Source organism: Streptomyces sp. NPDC043870 (assembly GCF_056435785.1).
Genome location: NZ_JBWKDT010000001.1, coordinates 42,731 through 65,514 on the forward strand (window position 1 = coordinate 42,731; position 22,784 = coordinate 65,514).

The window sequence follows — 22,784 nt, forward strand, 5'->3', positions numbered from 1 at the left end:
GATCAACGCGCCCGGGGCAACGATCCGGCATCCGCCAGTCAAGTGAAAAGACCAATTTTTCACCTGAATGCACCTTTTATCGCATAGATACCTCCTGTGAGCATGGAAGAACTCATGGTGACTGTCCCCTCAACCAGGAGAACTCCTCATGATCCTGTCCATGTCAGGCGTCGTGCTGCTCGGAATCATCGTCTTTCTGTTCTTCAAGAAGGACGGGCTGAAGGCGTCGCACGCGCTGGTCTCCGCACTCTTCGGCTTCTATCTCGCGGGCACAGCCATCGCCCCGAGCATCACAGCGGGAGGCGCGAGCCTCGCCAGCCTCTTGGGCGGGATCAAGTTCTGACCTCCCCGCGCGCCCCCTTCAACAACTCCAGGAGCAGGAGAACCACGTGGCCCGGCGACCACTCCCCCGCATTCCGAGCAGCGGCACCGACCGGATCGCACGCAGCCGAGAGCTCGCGCGGACAGCCGCCGACAGCGCCACCGACGTCCTCCATCCGCTCATCACGATCAGCCGCGGTCTGCGGCGGCTGACCGCCGCAGGACGGCGCAAATGGGCCGACACACCCAAGGAACGGCGTGGCCCCACGCTGTTCCTGGCGGCAGCCGGTGTGCTGCTGGTCACCCTCGTCCCGTACGGGCCACTGCTCGGCCTGATCACGGTGATGGGGCTGGCGGCGTGGACGGGGCGCGAACGTACGCCGGTGCGGACCGGGCCCGACGAGGCGGAGCTGAAGCGGCTGCGGGCGCTCTACGAGGCGCTCGTCCCGTACTTCTCCGTCCCGGAGGACCCGAGTCCGCTGTTCACCCACGGCGGGGAGTGGGCCAAGGCGTTCAGTGACCACGAGTTCGACGGCGACGGCCGGCTGACCCGGCTGCGGGTGAGCTACCCGGCCTACTTCACCGACAGCGAGGCGGAGGCGCGCGCCCGCATCGAGCAGCTGCTGCACACCAAGTCCGGCCGGGGGCGCGAGTACCACTTCGAGTGGGACGAGGAGGGCAACCAGCTCCTGATGAGCGTGCTCCCCGCCCTGCCCACCACCATCGCCGCCCAGCGCTTCGTCACCACTCCCGGTGAGGTGGTGCTGGGCTTCACCGATCCGGGCGCCGTCCAGCGCACCGTGCCGGTCGTCGACGGCGGCCGTGTGCAGGACGCGCCGCCCGTGATGTGGCGCACCGGACCCCGCTCGACGGAGCCGCATCTGCTGGCCGTCGGCCACCCGGGCAGCGGGACGACGACGCTGCTGCGCTCGATCGCCCTGCAGGCGCTTCCGTACGGGGATGTGCTGATCGTGGAGGGCAGCGGGACGGGTGAGTACGCCTGTCTGACGGGGCGGGCCGGCGTGCTCGCCGTGGAATGCGGGCTGGCCGGAGCGCTGGCGAGCCTGGAGTGGGCGGCGCACGAGACGGAGCGGCGGCTCATCGCCGCGAACCGGGCCCGGCAGGCCGGTCACCCCGCCCCCGACGACACCAAGCGCCCGCTGTGGATCCTGCTCGACCGGCCCAGCGTGTTCAGCCATCTCGCGGCCGCCGACGGGCGGACCGACCCTCAGCAGCTGCTCCAGGTGCCGTTGCGGCACGGAAGGGCGGCGCAGGTCACGGTGATCGTGGCCGATCAGTTCGACTGCATGGACTTCCTGAGCGAGACGGTACGGACCCACACCCGCGCCCGCGTCGTGCTGGGCCCGGCCACGCCCGACCAGGTGGAGACGGTGCTCGGCGCTCCGCCGCACACCACGCCCGCGCCCCACGTCCCGGCCGGGCGGGGCTACGCACGGCTGGGGACGGGCGGGGTCCTCCGGCTCCAGGTGCCGGCGACGCCCGACCCGTACGACGACGCGACGAGCGAGGCCCACCGGCAGGCGGTGACGGAGCTGCTCCCGGAGCGCCAGACCACGCCCGACGAGCGCGCGGCCGCGGACGCACTGCCGGAGCCCGTCCCCGAGCCGATCCCGGAGCCGGCCTCTGGCCCCCACCCGCGACCGGCCACGGCACCGGTACCGGCCGAGGGCTGACGCACCCTCGGCCGGTACCGGCCCCGGCGTGAGCACGCCGCCGCCCCGCCCCACCGAGCCGGGCCGCGGAACGCGGCGCCCGGCCCAAGCAGGCCGCAGAGGGTGCCCGGCAGGAGTGGGTGCGGCCGTCAGGCCACGAACGTCCGGGGGGCCTCCGTGCCCGTGGTCACTCCCGTCTCCACCAGCCGGGCCGCCGCCGCCAGGCGGGACGCCGCCTCCTCCGCGACCGGTCCGCCGACGGTGAACGGCAGGCGTACGTATCCCTCGAACGCCCCGTCCACGCCGAACCGAGGGCCCGAGGGGACGCGCACACCGACACGTTCGCCGACCTCCGCGAGGCGCGAACCGGAGAGGCCGCCCGCGCGAACCCAGAGGGTCAGACCGCCTCCCGGTACCTCGAACTCCCAGGTGGGCAGTTCCTTGCGCAGCGCCGCGACGAGTTCGTCACGGTTCTGGCGCGCCTGGGTGCGGCGCAGCGCCACCGCCTCGTCCCAGCCGCCGGTCCGCATCAGCCAGTTGACGCCGAGCTGCTCCAGGACGGGGGTGCCCAGGTCTGCGTAGGCCCGGGCGGCGACGAGGGAGCGGATCACGTCCGGTGCCGCCCGGACCCAGCCGATGCGCATACCCGCCCAGAAGGCCTTGCTGGCCGAGCCGACCGTGAGGACCGTGGAACCGGCCGGGTCGAAGGCACAGACGGGCCGCGGCATCTCCACGTCGTCGTCGAGACAGAGCTCGGACATCGTCTCGTCCACGACGAGGACCGTGCCGGCGGACCGGGCGGCATCGACGAGCTGCCGCCGCTGGTCCTCGTCGGCCAGCGCCCCGGTGGGGTTGTGGAAGTCGGCGACGACATAGGCGAGCCGGGGCGCGGCGTCGCGCAGCACCTGCCGCCAGCGGGCCATGTCCCAGCCCTTCAGCCCGTGCGCCATCGCCACGGGCACGAGCCGCGCCCCGGCCTCCCGCATCAGCTGCAGGATGTTGGCGTACGAGGGCGACTCGACGGCGATGCGCTCACCGCGGCCGGCGAACAGATGGCAGATCGCGTCGATGGCACCCATCGCACCCGTGGTCACCATGATCTGCTCGGGCATCGTGGGGATGCCCCGCTCGGTGTACCGGTCGGCGAGCATCTGACGCAGCGCGGGCAGGCCCGCCGGGTAGTCGCCATGGGTGTGTGCGTACGGTGTCAGCTCCTCCAGGGCTCCATGGAAACCCCGGCTGAGCCAGGGCTCGGGGGCAGGGAGTGCGGCGCAGCCGAGGTCGATCATCGAGCCGAGGGACTCCGGCGGGAGGGGCTCGAGACCGCGCGCGGGCAGCGGGTTCCCGGCGGGCACGGCGGTCCAGCTGCCGGCGCCCCGGCGGGACTCGAGGAACCCCTCGGAGCGCAGGGCTTCGTACGCCGCGGCGACGGTCGTGCGGCTGACGGCGAGGGAGAGCGCGAGCTCTCGCTCGGCGGGGAGCCGCGCGGCGACGGGCACACGGCCTTCGAGGACGAGCAGCCGGACACCGTCGGCCAGCGCGCGGTAGGCGGGCGGCTTGCGCGTGCCGGGGCCGGCCGGGCGGGGCTGCTGAGCGTTGAGCTGCCGGGCGAGCTGAGCCGCTCCGACCGCTGAAGTCCACTCGGCCATAGAAGTCAGTCCACCTTCCTCGAATTGGCCATGGTTGGCAACGGATTCCCCGCCACAGAGTGTCATGAGTCAGTCCACTCTCACCACTGGGGGGCAGAATTTTGTCCATCGCCACCGGCGCCTCCGGCCGCCGTCTCGTCCGCCGGCTGCTGCAGCTCTACGTCGGACTGACGCTGTACGGAGTGAGTTCCGCGGTGCTCGTGCGCGGCGGACTGGGACTCGAGCCCTGGGGTGTGCTGCACCAGGGCATCGCCGAGCGGACCGGGCTGACCATCGGCGTGGTCTCGATCATCGTCGGCGCCGTCGTCCTGCTGTTGTGGATCCCTGTCCGGCAGAAGCCGGGGCTCGGCACCGTCTCCAACGTCTTCGTCGTCGGTGTCGCGATGGACGGCACGCTCGCCGTCGTGCCGGACGTGCACGGGCCCGCCGCACAGATCCCGGTGATGATCACCGGGATCGTCCTCAACGGTGTCGCGACCGGCCTCTACATCTCGGCCCGCTTCGGCCCGGGGCCGCGCGACGGGCTCATGACGGGTCTGCACCGGCTCACGGGCCGCTCGATCCGGCTGGTCCGTACGGCGATCGAGGTGGCGGTCGTGGCCACCGGGTTCGTGCTCGGCGGCGCGGTCGGCGTGGGCACCATCGCCTACGCCCTCGCCATCGGCCCGCTGGCACAGCTGTTCCTGCGCGTGTTCGCCATCCCGGCTGCGGACGAAGGAAGCACGGTGGTCGCCGGGGCGACACCGAAGCAGGCGATACTGCGTCCGTGACTCGTGTGACGCGCCCCCGGCACCCCTATCTCGACCACCCCACCCCGATACCGTTCGCCCATCGCGGCGGCACGGCCGACGGGCTGGAGAACACCGCGGCCGCCTTCCGGCGGGCGGCCGCGACCGGCTACCGCTACTTCGAGACCGATGTGCACACCACCGCCGACGGGAAGCTCGTCGCGTTCCACGACTCCACGCTGGACCGGGTGACGGACGCCGGCGGCCGGATCGCGGAGCTGCCCTGGAGCGAGGTGAGCCAGGCCCGGGTGGCGGGCAAGGAGCCGCTCCCCCTCTTCGAGGACCTGCTGGAGGAGTTCCCCGAGGTCCGCTGGAACGTGGACATCAAGGCCGAGGGTGCGCTGGAGCCGCTGGTGGATCTGGTGCGGCGGACGGCCGCCTGGGACCGGGTGTGCATCGGCTCGTTCTCGGAGAGCCGGGTCGCCCGGGCGCACCGGCTGGCCGGCCCGCGGCTGGCGACCTCGTACGGCGTGCGCGGGGTGCTGGCGCTGCGGCTGCGCTCCCTCGGCATCCCCGCGGCGTTGCGCGCGGGTGCGGTGTGTGTGCAGGTCCCGGAGTCCCAGAGCGGGATCAGGGTGGTGGACCGGCGCTTCGTCCGTGCGGCGCACGCACGCGGGCTTCAGGTGCACGTGTGGACCGTGAACGACGCGGATCGCATGGCCGCTCTCCTGGACCTCGGGGTGGATGGCATCATGACCGATCATCTGGAGATGCTGCGCACGGTGATGACCGACCGGGGAGTCTGGGTCTGAGCGGTCTGAGCGTCGCGCGTCTCTCCACGGGGACGAACAAGGGGGGCGCGGCGTGACCGCTGAAACCGCGGACCGGGCCACCGGGACGGACGACGCCGATCGCCGGCGCGAGCAACGCGGCTGGTATTTCTACGATTTCGCCTGCTCGGTCTATTCGACGAGCGTGCTGACGGTCTTCCTGGGCCCCTATCTCACCGCGGTGGCGAAGGCCGCGGCGGACGCGGACGGCTTCGTCCATCCGCTCGGCATTCCGGTCCGTGCCGGGTCGGTGTTCCCGTACGCGGTCTCCGTCTCGGTGGTGCTGGCGGTGCTGGTGATGCCGCTCGCCGGCGCCGTGGCGGACCGCACGGGCCGCAAGAAGCCGCTCCTCGCCGTCTCGGCGTATCTGGGGGCGGGCGCCACGGCGGCGATGTTCCTCCTCGACGGCGACCGCTATCTGCTCGGGGCGTTCCTGCTGATCGTCGCCAATGCGTCGCTGTCGGTGTCGATGGTCCTCTACAACGCGTATCTGCCGCAGATCGCCGAGCCCGAGGAACGGGACGCGGTGTCCTCGCGCGGCTGGGCCTTCGGCTACACGTCGGGCGCGCTCGTCCTCGTGCTCGATCTGGTGCTCTACACCGGCCACGACTCCTTCGGGCTCTCCGAGTCGGAGGCGGTCCGCATCTGCCTGGCCTCGGCCGGACTGTGGTGGGGCGCCTTCACGCTCGTGCCCCTGCGCCGGCTGCGCGACCGGCGGGTGCCTGCGAGCCAGGGCACGCAGCCGGCCGAGGGCGGGGTCGGTGCGGGCTGGCGGCAGTTGGTGGCGACCCTGCGGGACATGCGCCGGCATCCGTTGACGCTGTCGTTCCTGCTGGCTTATCTCGTCTACAACGACGGCGTCCAGACGGTGATCTCGCAGGCGTCGGTGTACGGCTCGGAGGAGCTGGATCTGGATCAGACCACGCTGATCACGGCGGTGCTGCTGGTGCAGGTGCTGGCTGTGGCGGGGGCGCTGGGGATGGGGCGGCTGGCCAGGTCGCACGGGGCGAAGCGGACGATCCTCGGTTCGCTCGCCGTGTGGACGCTGATCCTCATGGCCGGTTTCCTGCTGCCGGCCGGGGAGCCGGTCTGGTTCTACGCGCTGGCCGCCGCGATCGGGCTGGTGCTGGGCGGCAGCCAGGCCCTGTCGCGGTCGCTGTTCTCGCATCTGGTGCCGCGCGGCAAGGAGGCGGAGTACTTCTCGGCGTACGAGATGAGCGACCGCGGGCTGAGCTGGCTGGGACCGCTGGTGTTCGGTCTGGCGTTCCAGCTGACGGGCAGCTACCGGGATGCGATCATCTCGTTGGTGATCTTCTTCGGGCTAGGGTTCGTGCTGCTCGCGAGGGTTCCGGTGCGGCGTGCGGTGGCCGCTGCGGGGAACCCCGTCCCGGAACGGATTTAGACGTTGAAGTGAAAGGCCGGTAGTGTACGCCTTTGGCCTGCCAGGCGGACCGTTACTGCGCGCTGAGGAACTCAGAACGCTGGGTGACACTTTCTGCCAGATGTGACAAACCGGGCACTGGTGGGTACCCAAACCCTGGAAAAGCAGCGGCACGACGGGCGACGACGCATGACCGGCAACGGGAATCTTTACCGCCGACCGGACGTTGACCGGATGACGACGACAGCGACACCTGTCCTGTGGGCGACAAGCCCGGGAGGCACGATTCATGAGTGAGCGAGCTCTTCGCGGCACGCGCCTCGTGGTGACCAGCTACGAGACCGACCGCGGCATCGATCTGGCCCCGCGCCAGGCGGTGGAGTACGCATGCCAGAACGGACATCGTTTCGAGATGCCGTTCTCGGTAGAGGCGGAGATTCCGCCGGAGTGGGAGTGCAAGGCGTGCGGCGCCCAGGCACTCCTGGTGGACGGGGATGGCCCCGAGGAGAAGAAGGGCAAGCCTGCGCGTACGCACTGGGACATGCTCATGGAGAGGCGCACTCGCGAGGAGCTCGAGGAGGTGCTGGCCGAGCGGCTGGCGGTCCTGCGCTCCGGAGCCATGAACATCGCGGTGCACCCGCGCGACAGCCGGAAGTCCGCGTAACGACGCACCACCACATCGCATAGAGCGCAGAAGCCGCGGGCTGCCGCACACCTCATGTGTGCCGCAGCCCGCGGCTCTTTGTCTGCTGCGGGGTCTGCCGCGGGCAGGCGCCCGACCACCGGCCCGCAGTCCGCTCACGCGGCTACGCGGACGACGGGGACCCGGACGACGCGGACCCGGAATACGCGGACGACCGGAACCCCGACGACGGCGACTACCCCGACAACGGGGACTACGAGGTCAGCGGAGGGCGCGGGCTCTCATCCGCACGGGGCGGTGCCGGCACGTCCTCGCGGATGACCTCACCCTGCACGACCTTTCCGTCCGGCCGGTGAATGCGGGCCTGCCGAAATGCGTCGCCGAGGGAACCGGGAGCGGCCTGCCGCATCCGCCGGTCCAGGGACTTCTCCGTGTACCGGCCGGCCGCCGTGCGGACCGGCGGGAGGAGCAGCAGGAGGCCCGCCGCGTCGGAGATCAGGCCCGGCAGCATGAGCAGCAGCCCGGCGAGCATGAGGAAGCCGTTGCCGGTGCTGGAACGGTCGGCGGCGGCAGCCGTGGACGCGAAGCCCGACTGCTGCTGCTGGAGGGTCTCGCTGAGGCTGCGGAACGCCCGGCGGCCGGCCCGCTTGATGACCACGGCGCCGAGCACGCCACCGCCGACGAGCAGGGCGAGGACGGTGAGTCCGCCGGCCGCACCGGCCACAACGGTCAGCAGCCAGATCTCCAGCACCAGCCAGGCGGCGACGCCAAGGGGAAGGAAGGTGCGGGCGCGTGAGCGCCTCGGGGCGGTCGGTGTCGTTGCGCCGGTCGTCATGCCCCCAGTGTGCCTGGGCGTCCGCCGGAGTGTCGTAAAGGCGGGATCAGTAAGAACGCGGGACCGGGAGAAGGCCGGTCAGGAGCGCTTGCGCCCGAGGATCTTGCCGGCCCGGCCGGCGATGCCCCAGGCGGTGACCCGCCACAGTGCCTCGACGAGGATGTCCCGGCTCATCTTGGAGTCGCCCCGCACGCGCTCGACGAAGGTGATCGGGACCTCCACGACATGGAAGCCGGCACCGACGGCGCGGCGGGCCAGGTCGACCTGGAAGCAGTAGCCGGCGGAAGCCACGTCGTCCAGGCCGAGTCCTTCCAGGGTCTCCTTGCGGAAGGCCCGGAAGCCGCCGGTGACGTCGCGGATCGGGACGTCGAGCAGCACGCGCGAGTAGAGGCTGCCACCGCGGGAGATGAACTCCCGGGACTTGGGCCAGTTCACGATCCGGCCGCCGGGGACCCACCGGGAGCCGAGCACGAGGTCCGCGCCCTTGAGCGCGGTGAGCAGCCGGGGCAGTTCCTCGGGCTGGTGGGAGCCGTCGGCGTCCATCTCGACGAGGACTCCGTAGCCGTTCTCGATCCCCCAGCGGAAGCCCGCGAGATAGGCCGCGCCGAGGCCCTCCTTGCCCTTGCGGTGCAGGACGTGGACCTGACTGTCCTCGGAGGCGAGCTCGTCGGCGATCTTGCCGGTGCCGTCGGGGCTGTTGTCGTCGGCGACCAGAATGTCCGCCTCCGGTACGGCGGAGCGCACCCGGGAGACGATCGGCTTGATGTTCTCCGCCTCGTTGTAGGTCGGGATGATCACCAAGGCTCTGCCGAGCGGGCCGTATCGCCTCTGACCGCCGTCGTTCACTGCTGCCCCTTAACGTCCGTACGCAGAGACCCACCATAGCGAGCGCTGTTCGCGGAGCTGCGGCGGCACGGACTGTGGGCACGGCATGTGCGCTCAACGGCGGCAGAACGGATCAGGGCCCGGCGTCCTTCGGGCCGGCCCGGGATCCGCTGGCTGCGAGTCGACCGAAAGCCGTTGTCTACTGAACGCCGGGCCCCACCCGGGTCACACCTGCCACCCGGCCGAAACCTTCCCTCGCCCCCGAGGCGCGGGCGCTGAACCTGGCTCCCAGTGGTGATGCGCCGGTGCGGCGCACCACCCCATGACCCAGCGGCGTTCGACGACTGCGTGGAGGTTCGACCGGCCGGACGTCCCGTGGTGGACTCGGCCGAACCTACCGGCCTGCGGGCGCACTCTGTCAACAGTCGTGCGATCTGCGGCGATTGACCGAATCGGCTGGTCACCGACGAAGATCCGCAGGTCGCGACGGAGCACATGGAGCAGTCGCTGACGGTGCGAATTGTCCCGATGTCACTCGTTCGGTCGAACGTAGACCGTTTGTCCGAAGACCACCGTCCGCAGGCACACCGGGAGCGCCCTGCCGGGGGTGAGATCGGGCAGGCCAGGGGTGCCGGAGCGGGGGTCGGTCGACCAGCGGGCGACCCGGTCGTCGGGGGCCTGGACGACGAGTTCGTCGGTGCGCCAGATCGCGTAGTCGGCGGGTGCGCCGGGTAGCAGGGTGCCCGCGTCGTCCCGTCCGGTCGCCCGCCAGCCGCCCCGGGTGTGGGCGGTGAAGGCGGCGCGCACCGACACCCGGTGCTCGGGGGTGCGGTGGAAGGCGGCGGCGCGGACGGTGCCCCAGGGGTCCAGCGGGGTGACCGGGCTGTCCGAACCGAAGGCCAGCGGGACCCCGGCGCGCAGCAGCGCGGCGTACGGATTGAGAGTGCGGGCGCGCTCGATGCCCAGGCGCTGGGCGTACATGCCGGTGTCGCCGCCCCAGGCCGCGTCGAAGGCGGGCTGGACGGAGGCGGTGAGGCCGTACTCGGCGAAGGCGGCGACGGTCTCCGGGGTGAGCATCTCGGCGTGCTCGACGCGGTGGCGGGCGGCCCGGACGCGGGCGAGACCCAGGGCGGACGCGGCGGCTCTCATGCCTTCGACGACGTTGGTGATCGCGTGGTCGCCGATGGCGTGGAAGCCGGCCTGGAGTCCGGCCTCCGTGCAGGCCGTGACGTGCGCGGCGACGGCGGCCGCGTCGAGATGGGCGACACCGGAGTGCGCGGCGTCCGCGTACGGCTCGTGGAGGCAGGCCGTGTGCGAGCCGAGCGAGCCGTCGGCGAAGAGATCCCCGGCGGCGCCGGCGGCGCCGAGGGCCCGCGCCCGCTCCACGTCCGTGTCGGCCCAGTAGCCGACGACACGCGGGCCGGGCTCGTCGGCCGCGGTCTTGAGCAGGCCCGTGAAGTCGTCCTCGGAGGAGATGTCGGGGCCACCGCACTCGTGGACGGTGCCGATGCCCAGGGAGGCGGCGTGGCGCAGCGCGGCGCGCTGGGCCCCGGTCCGCTGCTCCGGCGACACGGCGGCGTACGCCGCGGACCGCACCGCGTGGTGGGCGTCCCCGGTGAGCGGCTCACCGTCGCGGAAACCGGACATGCCGCGGATGCCGGGCACCTGGTCGAGCAGGGCGGTGGTGACGACGGCCGAGTGGACGTCGATCCGGGTGAGATAGAGCGGGCGGCCGCCGGTGAGCTCGTCCAGTTCGTCCCGGCTCATCGGCCGCCGCTCGGGCCAGCGGGACGCGTCCCAGCCGTGGCCGATCAGGATCCGGTCGGCGGGCCGGGCCGCCGCATACGCCCGGACGCGCTCGGCCGCCTCGGCGAGCGAGGCGGCGCCGGACAGATCGAGGCCGGTGAGGGCGAGCCCGGTCGCGGTGGTGTGCACATGCGCGTCGACGAACGCGGGGGTGACCAGTGCGCCGTCCAGGTCGATGACCTCGTCCACCCCGGAGGCGAAGGCGTCCGCAGCCCCCTCGGAGCCGACCCAGGCGACATGCCCGCGCTCGACGACCATGGCGGTCGCGAACGGGTCGGCAGGACTGTGGACGTCTCCACCACGCAGCAGCACGGTGCGGTGTTGGGCCTGAGGCACGCTCTCACTCATGGAGACAGCCTAGGGAGTGTCTTCGAAGGAGCGTCGTCCGCCCGACGGGCGGGCGGACGGGACTTCGACATGACGACCTAGTGCTGTGACCGGAAAGGTTTGCCGGGTAGCTCGCGGCGTCCGGTGCGGTGCGTCGCAAGGCGGAGGATCGCCCTCGTACTGGGCGTACTCGGGTGACTCCGACACCGCAGCGAGGTGCCGTGCCGGGCGTCGCGAGCCGGTGAACCTTTCCGGTCGCAGCACTAGATACGCGGAGGCCTCGCCTCGTACGGCGTGGAGAGGACCACGGTGGTACGCGTCGAGACACCGGCCAGCGAGCGGATCTGGCTCAGTAGTTCCTCCAGCTCCAGGGGAGTGCCGACACGGACCTTGAGGATGTAGTTCTCGTCGCCGGCGACGCTGTGACAGGCCTCGATCTCGGACACGCCGGACAGCCGCTCGGCGATGTCGTCCGGGGCGCTGGGGTCGAAGGGTTTCACCGAGATGAACGCGGTGAGAGGCAGGCCGACCTCTTCGGGGTCCACGACGGCGGCGTATCCCCGGATGACGCCGCGCTGCTCGAGCCGTCGCACGCGCTGATGCACCGCCGAGGTGGACAGGCCGGTGGCCTTGCCCAGGTCGGTGTAGCTCATGCGCCCGTCCTTGACGAGCAACTCGACGATCTGACGATCCAGCTCCTCCATGCGGTCAACCTATTGCCCCAGGTCACTTCCGGCACAGTCGGCCACCCTCCGGACAGGCATCTGCGGCGGGCATGTGACGAACGCCACAGCGCTGTCGCCGTGTCCGTCGAGACCTCACGGTTACCTTCGGAGCCCGCAGGGAAGTGCTTGGTGTGGTCGAGGCCGTAAGTGCCTGGTCGGCCCAACCGAGGGGGAGAATCTCCATGCAGATTGTGAAGCACACCGGACATACCGAACCCGCGCCCGCTGAGGGCACGGCTTCCGTCAGTCCCCAGGAGGACGACGAGCAGGACTTCTACGACACATTCGAGATGTACCGGGTGATCTGCCCGGACTGCGCGCAGCCGATCGCGCTGCTCGCCGACGAGGACAGCCTGCCGGAGCACGCGCTGTGCCCCACGCCGTGGAACCCGTTCGTCCTCTCGGTCTGCGCGGGGACCGGCCGGCCGGCCGCTGAGGCGCGCCCCGCCGACGAATCGCTTGATGTCCAGGAACAGGACACCGCACTGCTGTTGACGCTCCCTCAGGGGCTCGACTGGCGGACGCAGCCCTTCTCGCACGTCGGCGGTCCGGGCTCGCAGCCCATCAAGGTGCCCCCGATGCGACGGGCGGCCTGAGCCGCTCCGAACGGCCGGGTCCTACCAGTACGTTCCCTGCACCATGGCGGCGAGGCTGTCGTGGTGCAGGATCATCCGGTCCGGGTTCTCCGGTACCTCCACCTCTTTGAAGTGCACCTGGCGGTATGCCACGCGCAGCATCACCACGGCGTGCCGCAGGGCCGCGTAGAGGGTGTGGAATTCCATGTCGCGCGGTGTGTGCCCGGTCAGTTCGGCGTACCGGCGCTCGATGCGGTCCCGGCGCAGGAAGTCCGGCAGTCCCGGCTGCCCGAAGCTGACGGTCAGGTCCTGGAAGAACCGGTGCAGGTAGACCGCCCAGCCGAGGTCGACCTCACGCGGCGCGAGTGCCGCCATCTCCCAGTCGAGTACGGCGGCGGGTTCGAAGCCGTCGTAGATGATGTTGCCGATGCGGGCGTCGCCCCAGTTGAGTACGGCGGGGCCCTCGTCGGCGGGCCAGTGCGCCTCCAGCCAGTCGAAGGCGCTCTCGATGAGCGGTGAGCGCGGCAGTCCGTCCACCACCCAGGCGTAGTAGTCGCGTTGGGCCTCCACATGGCGCCGCAGCGCGCTGCCCCCGGCGGCTTCGGCCGGGTACTGGTCGTGGAGACGGGCGATGAGGGAGACCGTGGACTCCTCCAGCGCGGCGCGCTCGGCGTCGGTCGCGGAGTGCAGCCAATTCCCCTCGTACGTATAGGGCATGACGTCCGGCGGGACGCGGCCCTCGACGCGCTCCATGACGAAGAAGGGCGCGCCCAGGTGCGCCGGGTCCTCCTCCAGCCAGAGCACGCGCGGCACGGGAAGGTCGGTGTGCCGGGCGACGTCGCGCATCGTCTCGTACTGCCGGCGGAGATCGTAGACGGGGAAGACCGTGTACGCGTCGGGGTCCGCGGCGAGGCGCAACGCACAGGCGCGCAGGGGCGGTTCGGGGTGGTCGATGTCGAAGAGCAGCGTCTCGCTGGACATGCCGTTGGACTCGGGGACGCGTACGCCGGTGACCTGCGCGCCGGGCAGCCGGGTGCCCAGCCAGGCGGTCAGCCGTTGCGCGAGCGCGCCGGGCTCGCGGGTGGTGGTGCGGGGGCGCGGTGCGGTGGCCATGGCGGTGCTCCTCGCGGGTGGGCGGGCTCTGGACGGCGCCGGTCAGGCAACGGAGTCGTAGCCGGTGAAGCCGCTGGGGTCGTGGCGGCCGAAGCTGCCGTGCTCGAAGATCCCGTAGCCGGTCCGGCCTTCGAGGGTGAAGCGGGCGGCGTGGTCGGTGACGCCGAAGGCCGCCATGGGGTGGGCGGCCGGGTCGGACAGGTCGTAACTGCGCCGGTCGGTCCAGCCGCGGCCCTGCCAGCTGCCGTGCTGCCAGTCGGTGGCGGGCGGATAGCCGGCGCCGACGGCGAGCGGGGACGAGCAGAGGATGTCGACGCCGAGTTCGAGGGGCTTGCGGTCCGGGCCGGTGAGGTGGACGACCGCGCGTTCGGGGTGGCGGGTGCCGCGGCGGTAGGTGATGTCGGTCCGGGGCCAGCCCAGTTGTACGTCGCGTTCGCCGTCGCGCACGAGGACCGCCTCGTTGAGCGTGCGGTAGCCGTCGGCGTCCTCCTGGGCGATGACCATCAGGAACCGGTCGTCGAAGCGGACGGGAATCCAGAGCCAGTGGAAGCCCTCCGGGCGGAGTTCGGCCGCGCGGCCGGCTTCCTCCCCCGGTATGGGCCGCACTCCCCAGCTGCGGTCACGGGTGCCGGTCCACTCCCCTGCCGTGACGGCTGTCTCCTCGCCGGCGGCCCGGATGATGCCCGTGCAGTGACCGGCCTGGACGAAGCGCCGCCCTTCGAGCGTGAGCCGCTCCCCGCGGCGCTGCACATGGTGGGGTTCCCAGACGGCGGGAAAGCCGGCCTGCCACACGACGTCGAACGAGAGCGCCTCCGGGTCCGCCGGATCGGCCTCGCAGCTCAGCCGGATCCGGCGCAGCGGCTCCTCGACGGTGATGCGCAGCGGCCCGACGGCGAGGCGCATCCGGTCGTCCCCGAGCGCGTCGGAGGCGCGCACGGCGTGCAGCCGGTCGCCGATCCGGAGAGTGGCGTACGCGTCGATGACGCCGGCGTTGGGATAGACCCCGAGCCCGGCGATGAGCAGAGCGCGGCCCTGGTGGTCGAGCACATGGAAGATGCAGCGGTCGTAGGCGTTCCGGTCGCCGGTGACGACGTGCTTCATCGAGAGCGGGGCCTGATGGATCGGGTACTCGTCGAGCGCGACGGGACGGTCCTGGGACACGGCGGCCTCCTGGTCGACAGGGGATATGACGGTACGTCAGAAACCCTGTGGAGGGCCATACTCGTGTCACCGCGGCGACGCCCGGCGGCCGGTTCGGCCAGGGCGGCCGGCCGGTCCCACGACACGCCGGACCACCCGCTCGACGCGCCGGAGACGGGCGGGACCCGGCCGAGGTCATCGGCGCACCCGGACGCGTCGACGGGTACGGTGCGAACAGGGGCCCGAATCGGACCGGCGGTGACCCCGCGCGGCCGACGGGCGTTTGGACGGGCATGACCCCGCAGTACCCCCCGGGCGGCTCGGGCCGCCGCCGGCTGACGATGTCACGCCAAGAAGAATCGGTTCCCCATTCGGCCGATCCGCCCATCTACCGCGACCTGCTGCGCCGCTGGGCGAGCGCGGGACGCACCCTGCCGGGCCGCCGTGACCAGGAGTGGAACAGGCTCACGGCGGCGCCGGTGTGGAACGGGCGGACCAGCTGGGTCAGCGGGACTCTGGCCCAGCGAGGTGACGGGCGATGACCATGCGCTGGATCTGATTGGTGCCCTCGACGATCTGCAGCACCTTCGCCTCGCGCATCAGCCGCTCGACCGGGAAGTCCGCCGTGTAGCCGTACCCGCCCAGGACCTGCACGGCGTCCGTCGTCACCCGCATCGCGGCGTCCGTGCAGAACAGCTTCGCCATGGCCGCCTGCTGGGAGAACGGCCGGCCCGCGTCCCGCAGCCGCGCGGCGGCCAGATACAGCGCACGGCCCGCCTCGATCTTCGTCGCCATGTCGGCGAGCATGAAGCGCAGGCCCTGGAAGTCCGCGATGGGGTGACCGAACTGCTGCCTGGTCGTGGCGTACGCGAGGGCCTCGTCGAACGCGGCCTGGGCGACGCCGATGGCGCATGCGGCGATGCCGAGTCGCCCCGAGTCCAGCGCCGACAGCGCGATCGCGAAGCCCTGCCCCTCGTCCCCGATCCGGCGGGAGTCCGGGACGCGCACGCCGTCGAAGTGCAGTTGGGCGGTGGGCGAGCCCTTCATGCCCATCTTCTTCTCGGGCGCGGCGGCGCTCAGCCCCTCGGCGTCGCCCGGCACCAGGAAGGCCGTGATGCCACGGGCGCCTTCCCCGCCGGAGCGGGCGAGCACGGTGTAGAAGTCGGCGACCCCGCCATGCGTGATCCAGGCCTTGGTGCCGGTGATGACCCAGTCGTCGCCGTCGCGCACGGCCTTCGTACGCAGCGACGCGGCGTCCGAGCCGGAGGACGGCTCGGACAGGCAGTACGCACCGAGAAGCCCGCCGCCCAGCATCGCGGGCAGGTGCGCGGCCTGCTGCTCCTTGGTGCCGTAGTTGGCCAGGGCGTGGCAGGCGAGCGAGTGCACGCTGACGCCGAGGCCCACGGTGAGGCGGGCCGCGGCCAGCTCTTCGAGTACCTGCAGATAGACCTCGTACGGCTGGTCCCCGCCGCCGTACTCGGAGCCGTAGGGAAGGCCGAGCAGACCTGACTCGGAAAGCAGCGAGAACGTCTCGCGCGGAAAATGACCCGCGTCCTCCTCCTCGGCCGCGCGGGGAGCGATCTCCCGCTGGACGATCTCACGGACCAGGGTGATGAGATCCCTGGATTCCTCGGTGGGCAGTGTGCGGTCCACCGGCTGCGGGGCACGGTCGGGCATAGCGGCGCTTTCCTCCCTGTCGGGCGCTGCGGCGGTCGCGCGCGAAGGGTTGGGCGGCGCCGCCGGATGTCACCTGATGCGCCGATGCTGCCCTCCCGGATCACGGAAGTGGCTGACCAGCGGCTGTGGCGGGTTGAGTATGCCCGATCGGCGGTCGTCCGTCACGGGGTGGAATCTCCCCCTCCGGATCCTTTGAGCATTCCCCGGAATTGGTCCGAACCATTGACCCACTGGTCTAGTCCTTCTATCGTGACCTGATCAGCTCATGACCCGTTCATGCCATATCTGACTCGCAGCACCTCCCACTCGCGCTCCCTCCCCCCACGAGGAGACACGATGTTCGGATCCCCTGCCCCACGCGCCCGGTTCCGGGCACTGATCGCCGCCGTCTGTACGGCCGTCGGCGCGGGCCTGCTCGCCGGCGCAGACTCGGCCACCGCCACCGCCACCGCCACCGTTCCGGCCGGGCCGTCCGCCGCCCCCGCGACCGCCGTCGCGCCCAAGGCCGGCTCCAAGGTGGTCGGCTACTTCACCAACTGGGGCGTCTACGGACGCAATTACCATGTCAAGAACATCAAGACGTCCGGCTCCGCGAACAAGCTCACCCACATCAACTACGCCTTCGGCAACGTCACGGGCGGCAAGTGCGTGATCGGTGACGCCTACGCGGACCACGACAAGGCGTACACCGCCGACCAGAGCGTCGACGGCAAGGCCGACACCTGGGACCAGCCACTGCGCGGCAGCTTCAACCAGCTGCGCAAGCTGAAGAAGATGCACCCGAATCTGAAGGTCATCTGGTCGTTCGGCGGCTGGACCTGGTCCGGCGGCTTCACCGAGGCGGCGAAGAACCCGGCGGCCTTCGCCCAGTCCTGCTACAGCCTGGTCGAGGACCCGCGCTGGGCTGACGTCTTCGACGGCATCGACATCGACTGGGAGTACCCCAACGCCTGCGGTCTGTCCTGCGACACCAGCGGTCGGGACGTCTTCAGGAAACTGATGTCGGCGCTGCGCGCGAAGTTCGGTCCGTCGAACCTCGTCACCGCCGCGATCACCGCCGACGCGAGCAGCGGCGGGAAGATCGACGCCACGGACTACGCCGGCGCGGCGCGGTACGTCGACTGGTACAACCCGATGACGTACGACTTCTTCGGCGCCTGGGCCGCCCAGGGCCCGACCGCGCCGCACTCCCCGCTCACCTCGTACCCGGGCATCCCGCAGCAGGGCTTCAACTCCGACGCGGCGATCAAGAAGCTCAAGGGCCTCGGGATCCCCTCCTCGAAGCTACTGCTCGGCATCGGCTTCTACGGCCGCGGCTGGACGGGCGTGACGCAGAAGGCACCGGGCGGCACGGCGACCGGGCCGGCCCCCGGCACGTACGAGCAGGGCATCGACGACTACAAGGTGCTCAAGACCAAGTGCCCGGCCAACGGGACGGTCGCGGGGACCGCGTACGCGCACTGCGGCACACAGTGGTGGAGCTACGACACTCCCGCCACGATCGCCGGGAAGATGACGTACAAGAACCAGCAGGGCCTGGGAGGCACGTTCTTCTGGGAGCTGAGCGGTGACACGACGAACGGGGAGCTGATCAAGTCGATCAGCTGATCCGGGAACACCGGGACCGAAGGGGGCGGGGAGCCGGTCGGCTCCCCGCCCCCTCTGTCACAGCAGTCCGATCCGTCACCGCGGTCCGGTCTGTCACAGCAGTCCGGCCTGGGTGACCAGCATCGCGAAGACGACCACGAGGGTCCAGCCCAGGATGTGTTCGAGGATCTTGGGGCCGTCGTCCTTGGGGCCTCCGGTGCGGGCCCGGGTGGCGGTGGCGGTGGTCGCGGTCATGGCTGCTCGCTCGGTCGTCGTCGTGGTCGTGGACGTCCCCCCGCTGGCATACCGGTCCACAGTGCCAGGCGCTCGGCCCGCGGGCAGTGACACCGGTCACCGCCCGCCGGCCCGGAGCGCGTGCGTCAGCGGATGCCGAGGGCGGCAAGAGCCTTGCGCTGGGCGGCTGTCGGGTGCTCCGGCCAGTACAGGTAGCACACGCCCCCTGTGCCGGACACCACTTTCCCGCTCGCGTTGTACCGCTTCGTCCGCAGCCAGATCCTCTCCCACTCCGCCCGCCGGTAGACCCGGCGGACGGCCGCGTTGCTCGGCGACGCCGGATCGTTGGCGATCACATCACCGTCGGCGGTGAACCCGATCACGGTCATCAGATGCCCCGAGGTCCCGTAGCCGGCGCCGGTCAGTTCCTCCTTGAGGAACGACTGCGACGTGATGGCCGGGATCCCGGCCTGTACGAGCGTCTCCAGGTCACCGAGCGACTCCAGCCGGGTCACGACGGCGTTCATGTCCTGGTACGTGGCCGCGTAGGCGGCGTTGAAGGGCCAGTTGCCGCAGCCGTCGTACTGGTAGTCGAACGTGTTCCGGGCCGCGTGGCAGACCTGCGGGTCGGCGAAGGAAGGATTCACCCACGAGAGATCCTCTGCCGTGGGCTTCCTCCCCCAGTACTCGATGATCATCTGCGAGGAGGTGGGACTGCACCAGGCCTCGCCGCCGTTGTCGTACTCGGGGTACTGCCCGACGTGGGTGTTCTGCGAGTAGCGCGGCACCGCCAGCTCGCGGGCGGACCGTGGCGCGGAGGCGGGCACGGTGAAACGGTCGGGGATGTCGGAGGCCATGGCTCCCACCCGCCAGACGGTGGGGGTGAGATCCGTGCCGGGTGTGCGGTGGAGCGTGAGGCGCAGCCGGTACGAGGTCAGCCGCAGCCCGCTCGCCGGATCGTCGATGGAGAAGGTGTCGGTCCAGATGGTGCTCCGGCCGTCGGTCTGGCCGTCGACGGAGGTGCGCCGGATGTCGCCGTCGCCCGACGCCCAGCGGCCCATGACGAACCACGGGGTCCTGGCGCCGTCCGAGTACGTGCCCGAGAGCTCGGTCTGCAGCCACGTGCCGGGTGGGGTGTGGGCGTTCCAGGAGGCGATGACCTCGGTCGCGGGGACACCGGCGTGGTGCTCGGGCGAGGTCCAGGTCGCGTACTCCCAGGCCTTCGTCGTGCCGGTGTGCGGATCCGGGTACTCGGTGCGCCCGGCGGGTGCGGCGATCACCAGGCCCGGCCGGGGGCCGGGAACGGCGCGGGTGCCGGCCTGCTCGCCGCCGCGCCAGTCGGTGTGGGACGTCCAGAAGCGGTTGTCGACGAGCGGGCGCTGCAGGGCGGAGGGAGCCGGAGCACCGGCGGCCGCGGGCGCGGGCGCGGCGGAGGTGAGCGCGGTCCCGCCGGCCGCGGCGGCCAGAGCGGCGGTCAGTACGGCTCTGCGCGAAGCAGGTCTGGGCATGGGACCTCCGGGGCGTCTCGGGCGCGAGGGGTGGGGCAACTATCCCGGGTCGTGCGCGCCTTCTGCCAGCGATTCGCCTCGTGCCGCTCCACCAATATTGGTCTCGACCAGTGGAGTGACCTGCGGCGGCCCGCGGCGGCCCGCGATCGCCGGCCGAGGCGGCCCCTTAGGGTGGCCTCCATGAGCCCCCTCGTCCCCCTCGACAACGCCGCCGCCGGACTGCGCGGCCTGGCGCCGTCCTGCGGCCCGGTCCGGCTGATCGCGGTCGACGGTCACGCGGGCTCCGGGAAGAGCACGTTCGCCGCCCTGCTCGCCGGGGCGCTCGGCGGCGCGCCCGTGCTCCGCCTCGACGATCTGGCCACGCACGACGAACTCTTCGAGTGGACCGGTCGACTGCTCGACCAGGTGATCGGCCCGCTGTCCCACGGCGACAGCGCGCTCTACGAACCGTACGACTGGCATCGGCGCCGCTTCGGGACCCCCCGTGCGCTGCCCGCCGCACCGGTCGTCCTGATCGAGGGGGTCGGCGCCGGCCGCCGGGCCCTGCGCCCCCATCTCGCCCGCCTCCTCTGGATGGACCGGGGCCCGCGCGAGTCCTGGATCCGCGGGCGCCACCGCGACGGGCCGGCGCTCTCCGGATTCTGGGACGGCTGGACCGTGGCGGAGACTCGCCATTTCGCCGAGGACCCGTCGCGGCCGTACGCCGACACGCTGGTACGCGAGTGGCCCGAGGGATATGAGTGGCTTCCGGGGCCCCACGTGACAGCGGGAGCGAACCACCTCCTCACGGAACGTGACCAGCTCTCCCCTCCGTACTGAGCAGTCGGAAATCCACCCCGCCGAGTGCTCCAACTCGGCTTGACCGAGGGGCCATACAGGTCTTACGTTCTCAATGTGCGGCTTTCCGGAGCTGCCGAGACGCGAGGCCCCCGGTTGTTCCCCCGTGATCGGGGGCTTCGTTCTGTCCTCATCGCGCTTTCTCAGCGCTTTCCCGCACCCCTCGCTTACCCAGGGTCACCGTCTGCGGGGCGCTCGCACCGGCCTCGCGCCGCCGTCGCGCCACCCTTAATCACCCGCCCCCTGCGCAGGTACGATGCACCTCGGTGCGGTCAATTCCCGTCCGCGAGAAGGTGGTTCAGCACGCTCCGACGGGCGCCCGCCCGGCGGGAGGTCACGGGGGCACGGTATGTGGGGGACCCGATGGACATCGGCACGCAGGGCGCGCTGGCCCCGGCCGACCTCGCCTGGGTGCGCGGCGTGGACGCCTACACCATGGGCGGGTATCCGCAGGCGGAAGAGGAGTTCAGGACCGCGGTGCGGCTCGACCCCGCGATGGCGGACGGCTGGCTCGGTCTGCACGCGCTGCGCGTCGACACCACCACCGCCCTGCTGCGGATGTTCCGCAACCGGGAGCGCTTCGGCGAGCAGCGGGCCCGCCACCGGCGCACGCTGAACTCCTGGTACTGGCTGGGCTGGTGGGTCCAGCCGGTGCTGGAGAGCCCGCGCGATCTGTTACTCGCGCACGCCTCGCACTGGCTCGACGGCCGCCATGTGCCCGAGCTCGACCGGGCGCTCGCCGGTCTGCCGCCCGTCGACGCCGACCCTCAGGTGCGGTTCCTGCACGCCTGCCGGGCGTATCTGGTCAAGGACTGGGATCAGCTCGTCCGGCACACCGAGCCACTCGTCAATGATCCGCTGCTCGGGATCGAGGCCGGGCTGTTCGGCGGCATGGCGCGGGTCCGGCTGGAGATGTACGGGCAGGCCGAGCCGCTGCTGTCCACCGCGCTGATGCGCTGTCGCAGCGAGCAGCCGCAGCGCAAGGAGCTGCGGTACTGGCTGGCGCGCGCCCATGAGGGCACGGGGCGCAGCGCGGCCGCGCTGCCGCTGTACCGGGCGGTGCACCGGGTCGATCCGGCCTTCATGGACACCTCCGCGCGGCTCGCGGCGATCGCCGAGTACGACGGGATCGACGGCACCGACGAGTCGGTCGGTGTGGCATCGGTGTCGCTGGCGGGCGCGGGTTTCGGGCAGGAAGCGATTGACGTGCAGTCGGCCGAGACGGAGCCTCCGCTCGTACCCGAGCCGCGGCTCGGCGCAGACCCGCAGACCCAGCTCGGCGGTGCGGTCCCGGCCGGACCGCCGGACGGCGTACGGGAGAAGACGGCCCTACCGTCCCAGTCGGCGCCCCCGCAGTTCCCCTCCGGCGCGACGGATCCCTTGCTGCTCGCCGATGCGCTCGCGGAACTGGAGCGGATGGTGGGCCTGGAACCGGTGAAGCGGCAGGTGAAGGCTCTCTCCGCGCAGCTGAACATGGCCCGGCTGCGGGCCGGGCAGGGTCTGCCGGTACAGCCCCCGAAACGCCACTTCGTCTTCTCCGGCCCATCCGGCACGGGCAAGACCACCGTGGCCCGCATCCTCGGCCGGGTCTTCTACGCGCTCGGGCTGCTCGGCGGAGACCATCTCGTGGAGGCGCAGCGGTCCGATCTGGTCGGTGAGTTCCTCGGCCAGACCGCCGTGAAGGCGAATGAACTGATCGACTCCGCCCTCGGCGGGGTGCTGTTCGTGGACGAGGCGTACTCCCTCTCCAACTCCGGCTACAGCAAGGGCGACGCCTACGGCGACGAGGCGCTGCAGGTGCTGCTGAAGCGCGCCGAGGACAACCGCGACCATCTGGTCGTCATCCTCGCGGGCTATCCCGAGGGCATGGACCGGCTCCTCGCCACCAACCCCGGGCTGTCCTCCCGCTTCACCACCCGGGTGGACTTCCCGTCGTACCGCCCGCTGGAACTGACCGCCATCGGGGAGGTGCTCGCCGCGGGCAACGGCGACCTGTGGGACGAGGAGGCGCTGGACGAGCTGCGGTCGATCAGCGGCCATGTGGTCGACCAGGGCTGGATCGACGAGCTGGGCAACGGGCGGTTTCTGCGCACGCTGTACGAGAAGAGCTGCGCATACCGGGATCTGAGGCTGTCGGGGTACGCCGGCACTCCGACCCGCGAGGATCTGGCGACGCTGCGGCTCGCCGACCTGATGCAGGCGTACGGGGAGGTGCTGTCGGGGGGGGGGGGGGGGGGGGGGGGGGGGGGGGGGGGAAAAAGGGGGGGGGGGGGGGGGGGGGGGGGGGGGGGGGGGGGGTTGGTGGGGGGGGGGGGGGGGGGGGGGGGGGGGGGGGGGGGGGGGGGGGGGGGGGGGGGGGGGGACCCCCCC

At 71.5% G+C, this 22,784-nt stretch carries 19 protein-coding genes and 1 pseudogene; 10 read left to right on the plus strand and 10 right to left on the minus strand.

Going from position 1 to position 22,784, the window contains the following annotated elements; genetic code table 11:
* Positions 1 to 148 precede the first annotated feature (148 nt).
* Positions 149 to 343 (plus strand): hypothetical protein, encoded by a 195-nt coding sequence (locus AC0699_RS00160; RefSeq protein ID WP_351224353.1) that lies wholly within the window; start codon positions 149 to 151, stop codon positions 341 to 343.
* Between the two features lie 46 nt (positions 344 to 389).
* Complete coding sequence (locus tag AC0699_RS00165; protein WP_478653755.1) at positions 390 to 2,015, plus strand: hypothetical protein; 1,626 nt, start codon at positions 390 to 392, stop codon at positions 2,013 to 2,015.
* 128 nt (positions 2,016 to 2,143) lie between these two features.
* On the opposite strand, the gene AC0699_RS00170 is transcribed toward AC0699_RS00165, so the two are convergent.
* A complete protein-coding gene (locus AC0699_RS00170; protein ID WP_478653757.1) occupies positions 2,144 to 3,643 on the minus strand; it encodes an SCO1417 family PLP biosynthesis transcription factor in 1,500 nt (499 codons plus the stop codon).
* 101 nt (positions 3,644 to 3,744) lie between these two features.
* Between AC0699_RS00170 and yczE the strand changes: the two genes are divergently transcribed.
* The 4 genes from yczE to AC0699_RS00190 all read left to right on the plus strand — a co-directional run bounded on the left by yczE (position 3,745) and on the right by AC0699_RS00190 (position 7,246).
* Positions 3,745 to 4,413, plus strand: coding sequence for a membrane protein YczE (gene yczE, locus AC0699_RS00175; RefSeq protein ID WP_478653760.1), 669 nt, complete (start codon positions 3,745 to 3,747; stop codon positions 4,411 to 4,413).
* 5 nt (positions 4,414 to 4,418) lie between these two features.
* The gene (locus AC0699_RS00180) at positions 4,419 to 5,183 is read left to right on the plus strand and encodes a glycerophosphodiester phosphodiesterase family protein (RefSeq protein ID WP_478654577.1); all 765 of its coding nucleotides are present in this window, start codon (positions 4,419 to 4,421) and stop codon (positions 5,181 to 5,183) included.
* A gap of 52 nt (positions 5,184 to 5,235) precedes the next feature.
* Positions 5,236 to 6,603, plus strand: coding sequence for an MFS transporter (locus AC0699_RS00185; RefSeq protein WP_478653763.1), 1,368 nt, complete (start codon positions 5,236 to 5,238; stop codon positions 6,601 to 6,603).
* A gap of 268 nt (positions 6,604 to 6,871) precedes the next feature.
* Complete coding sequence (locus AC0699_RS00190; RefSeq protein WP_003959706.1) at positions 6,872 to 7,246, plus strand: RNA polymerase-binding protein RbpA; 375 nt, start codon at positions 6,872 to 6,874, stop codon at positions 7,244 to 7,246.
* A 232-nt stretch (positions 7,247 to 7,478) separates the two neighbouring features.
* Here AC0699_RS00190 and fxsA read toward each other — a convergent pair whose 3' ends face one another.
* From fxsA to AC0699_RS00210, 4 genes are all read right to left on the minus strand, one after another.
* Positions 7,479 to 8,060, minus strand: a complete 582-nt coding sequence (gene fxsA / locus AC0699_RS00195; RefSeq protein ID WP_478653766.1) for an FxsA family membrane protein — start codon at positions 8,058 to 8,060, stop codon at positions 7,479 to 7,481.
* Positions 8,061 to 8,138: 78 nt separating this feature from the next.
* The gene (locus tag AC0699_RS00200; protein ID WP_478653769.1) at positions 8,139 to 8,906 is read right to left on the minus strand and encodes a polyprenol monophosphomannose synthase; all 768 of its coding nucleotides are present in this window, start codon (positions 8,904 to 8,906) and stop codon (positions 8,139 to 8,141) included.
* A 510-nt stretch (positions 8,907 to 9,416) separates the two neighbouring features.
* On the minus strand, positions 9,417 to 11,039 hold the full coding sequence (locus AC0699_RS00205) for an amidohydrolase (protein WP_478653771.1): 1,623 nt from the start codon (positions 11,037 to 11,039) through the stop codon (positions 9,417 to 9,419).
* Positions 11,040 to 11,281: 242 nt separating this feature from the next.
* The gene (locus AC0699_RS00210; RefSeq protein WP_453661929.1) at positions 11,282 to 11,722 is read right to left on the minus strand and encodes an Lrp/AsnC family transcriptional regulator; all 441 of its coding nucleotides are present in this window, start codon (positions 11,720 to 11,722) and stop codon (positions 11,282 to 11,284) included.
* Positions 11,723 to 11,925: 203 nt separating this feature from the next.
* Between AC0699_RS00210 and AC0699_RS00215 the strand changes: the two genes are divergently transcribed.
* On the plus strand, positions 11,926 to 12,339 hold the full coding sequence (locus AC0699_RS00215) for a hypothetical protein (RefSeq protein ID WP_478653773.1): 414 nt from the start codon (positions 11,926 to 11,928) through the stop codon (positions 12,337 to 12,339).
* Positions 12,340 to 12,360: 21 nt separating this feature from the next.
* Here the strand turns inward: AC0699_RS00215 and AC0699_RS00220 are convergent, their stop codons facing one another.
* From AC0699_RS00220 to AC0699_RS00230, 3 genes are all read right to left on the minus strand, one after another.
* A complete protein-coding gene (locus tag AC0699_RS00220) occupies positions 12,361 to 13,431 on the minus strand; it encodes a phosphotransferase family protein (RefSeq protein ID WP_478653775.1) in 1,071 nt (356 codons plus the stop codon).
* A gap of 42 nt (positions 13,432 to 13,473) precedes the next feature.
* Complete coding sequence (locus AC0699_RS00225) at positions 13,474 to 14,592, minus strand: Rv3169 family protein (protein WP_478653777.1); 1,119 nt, start codon at positions 14,590 to 14,592, stop codon at positions 13,474 to 13,476.
* 483 nt (positions 14,593 to 15,075) lie between these two features.
* Positions 15,076 to 16,248, minus strand: a complete 1,173-nt coding sequence (locus tag AC0699_RS00230; RefSeq protein WP_478653780.1) for an acyl-CoA dehydrogenase family protein — start codon at positions 16,246 to 16,248, stop codon at positions 15,076 to 15,078.
* Positions 16,249 to 16,584: 336 nt separating this feature from the next.
* On the opposite strand from AC0699_RS00230, the gene AC0699_RS00235 reads away from it, so the two are divergent.
* Entirely contained in the window at positions 16,585 to 17,856 is a 1,272-nt protein-coding gene (locus AC0699_RS00235) for a glycoside hydrolase family 18 protein (protein ID WP_478653782.1), read from the plus strand.
* A 93-nt stretch (positions 17,857 to 17,949) separates the two neighbouring features.
* Here the strand turns inward: AC0699_RS00235 and AC0699_RS00240 are convergent, their stop codons facing one another.
* Positions 17,950 to 18,090, minus strand: a complete 141-nt coding sequence (locus AC0699_RS00240) for an SCO1431 family membrane protein (RefSeq protein WP_453667182.1) — start codon at positions 18,088 to 18,090, stop codon at positions 17,950 to 17,952.
* Between the two features lie 125 nt (positions 18,091 to 18,215).
* A complete protein-coding gene (locus AC0699_RS00245; protein ID WP_478653784.1) occupies positions 18,216 to 19,577 on the minus strand; it encodes a peptidase C39 family protein in 1,362 nt (453 codons plus the stop codon).
* Between the two features lie 180 nt (positions 19,578 to 19,757).
* Between AC0699_RS00245 and AC0699_RS00250 the strand changes: the two genes are divergently transcribed.
* Entirely contained in the window at positions 19,758 to 20,396 is a 639-nt protein-coding gene (locus tag AC0699_RS00250) for a uridine kinase family protein (RefSeq protein WP_478653786.1), read from the plus strand.
* A gap of 381 nt (positions 20,397 to 20,777) precedes the next feature.
* A pseudogene (locus AC0699_RS00255) lies at positions 20,778 to 22,658 on the plus strand (AAA family ATPase); the annotation flags it as partial.
* Positions 22,659 to 22,784 lie beyond the last annotated feature (126 nt).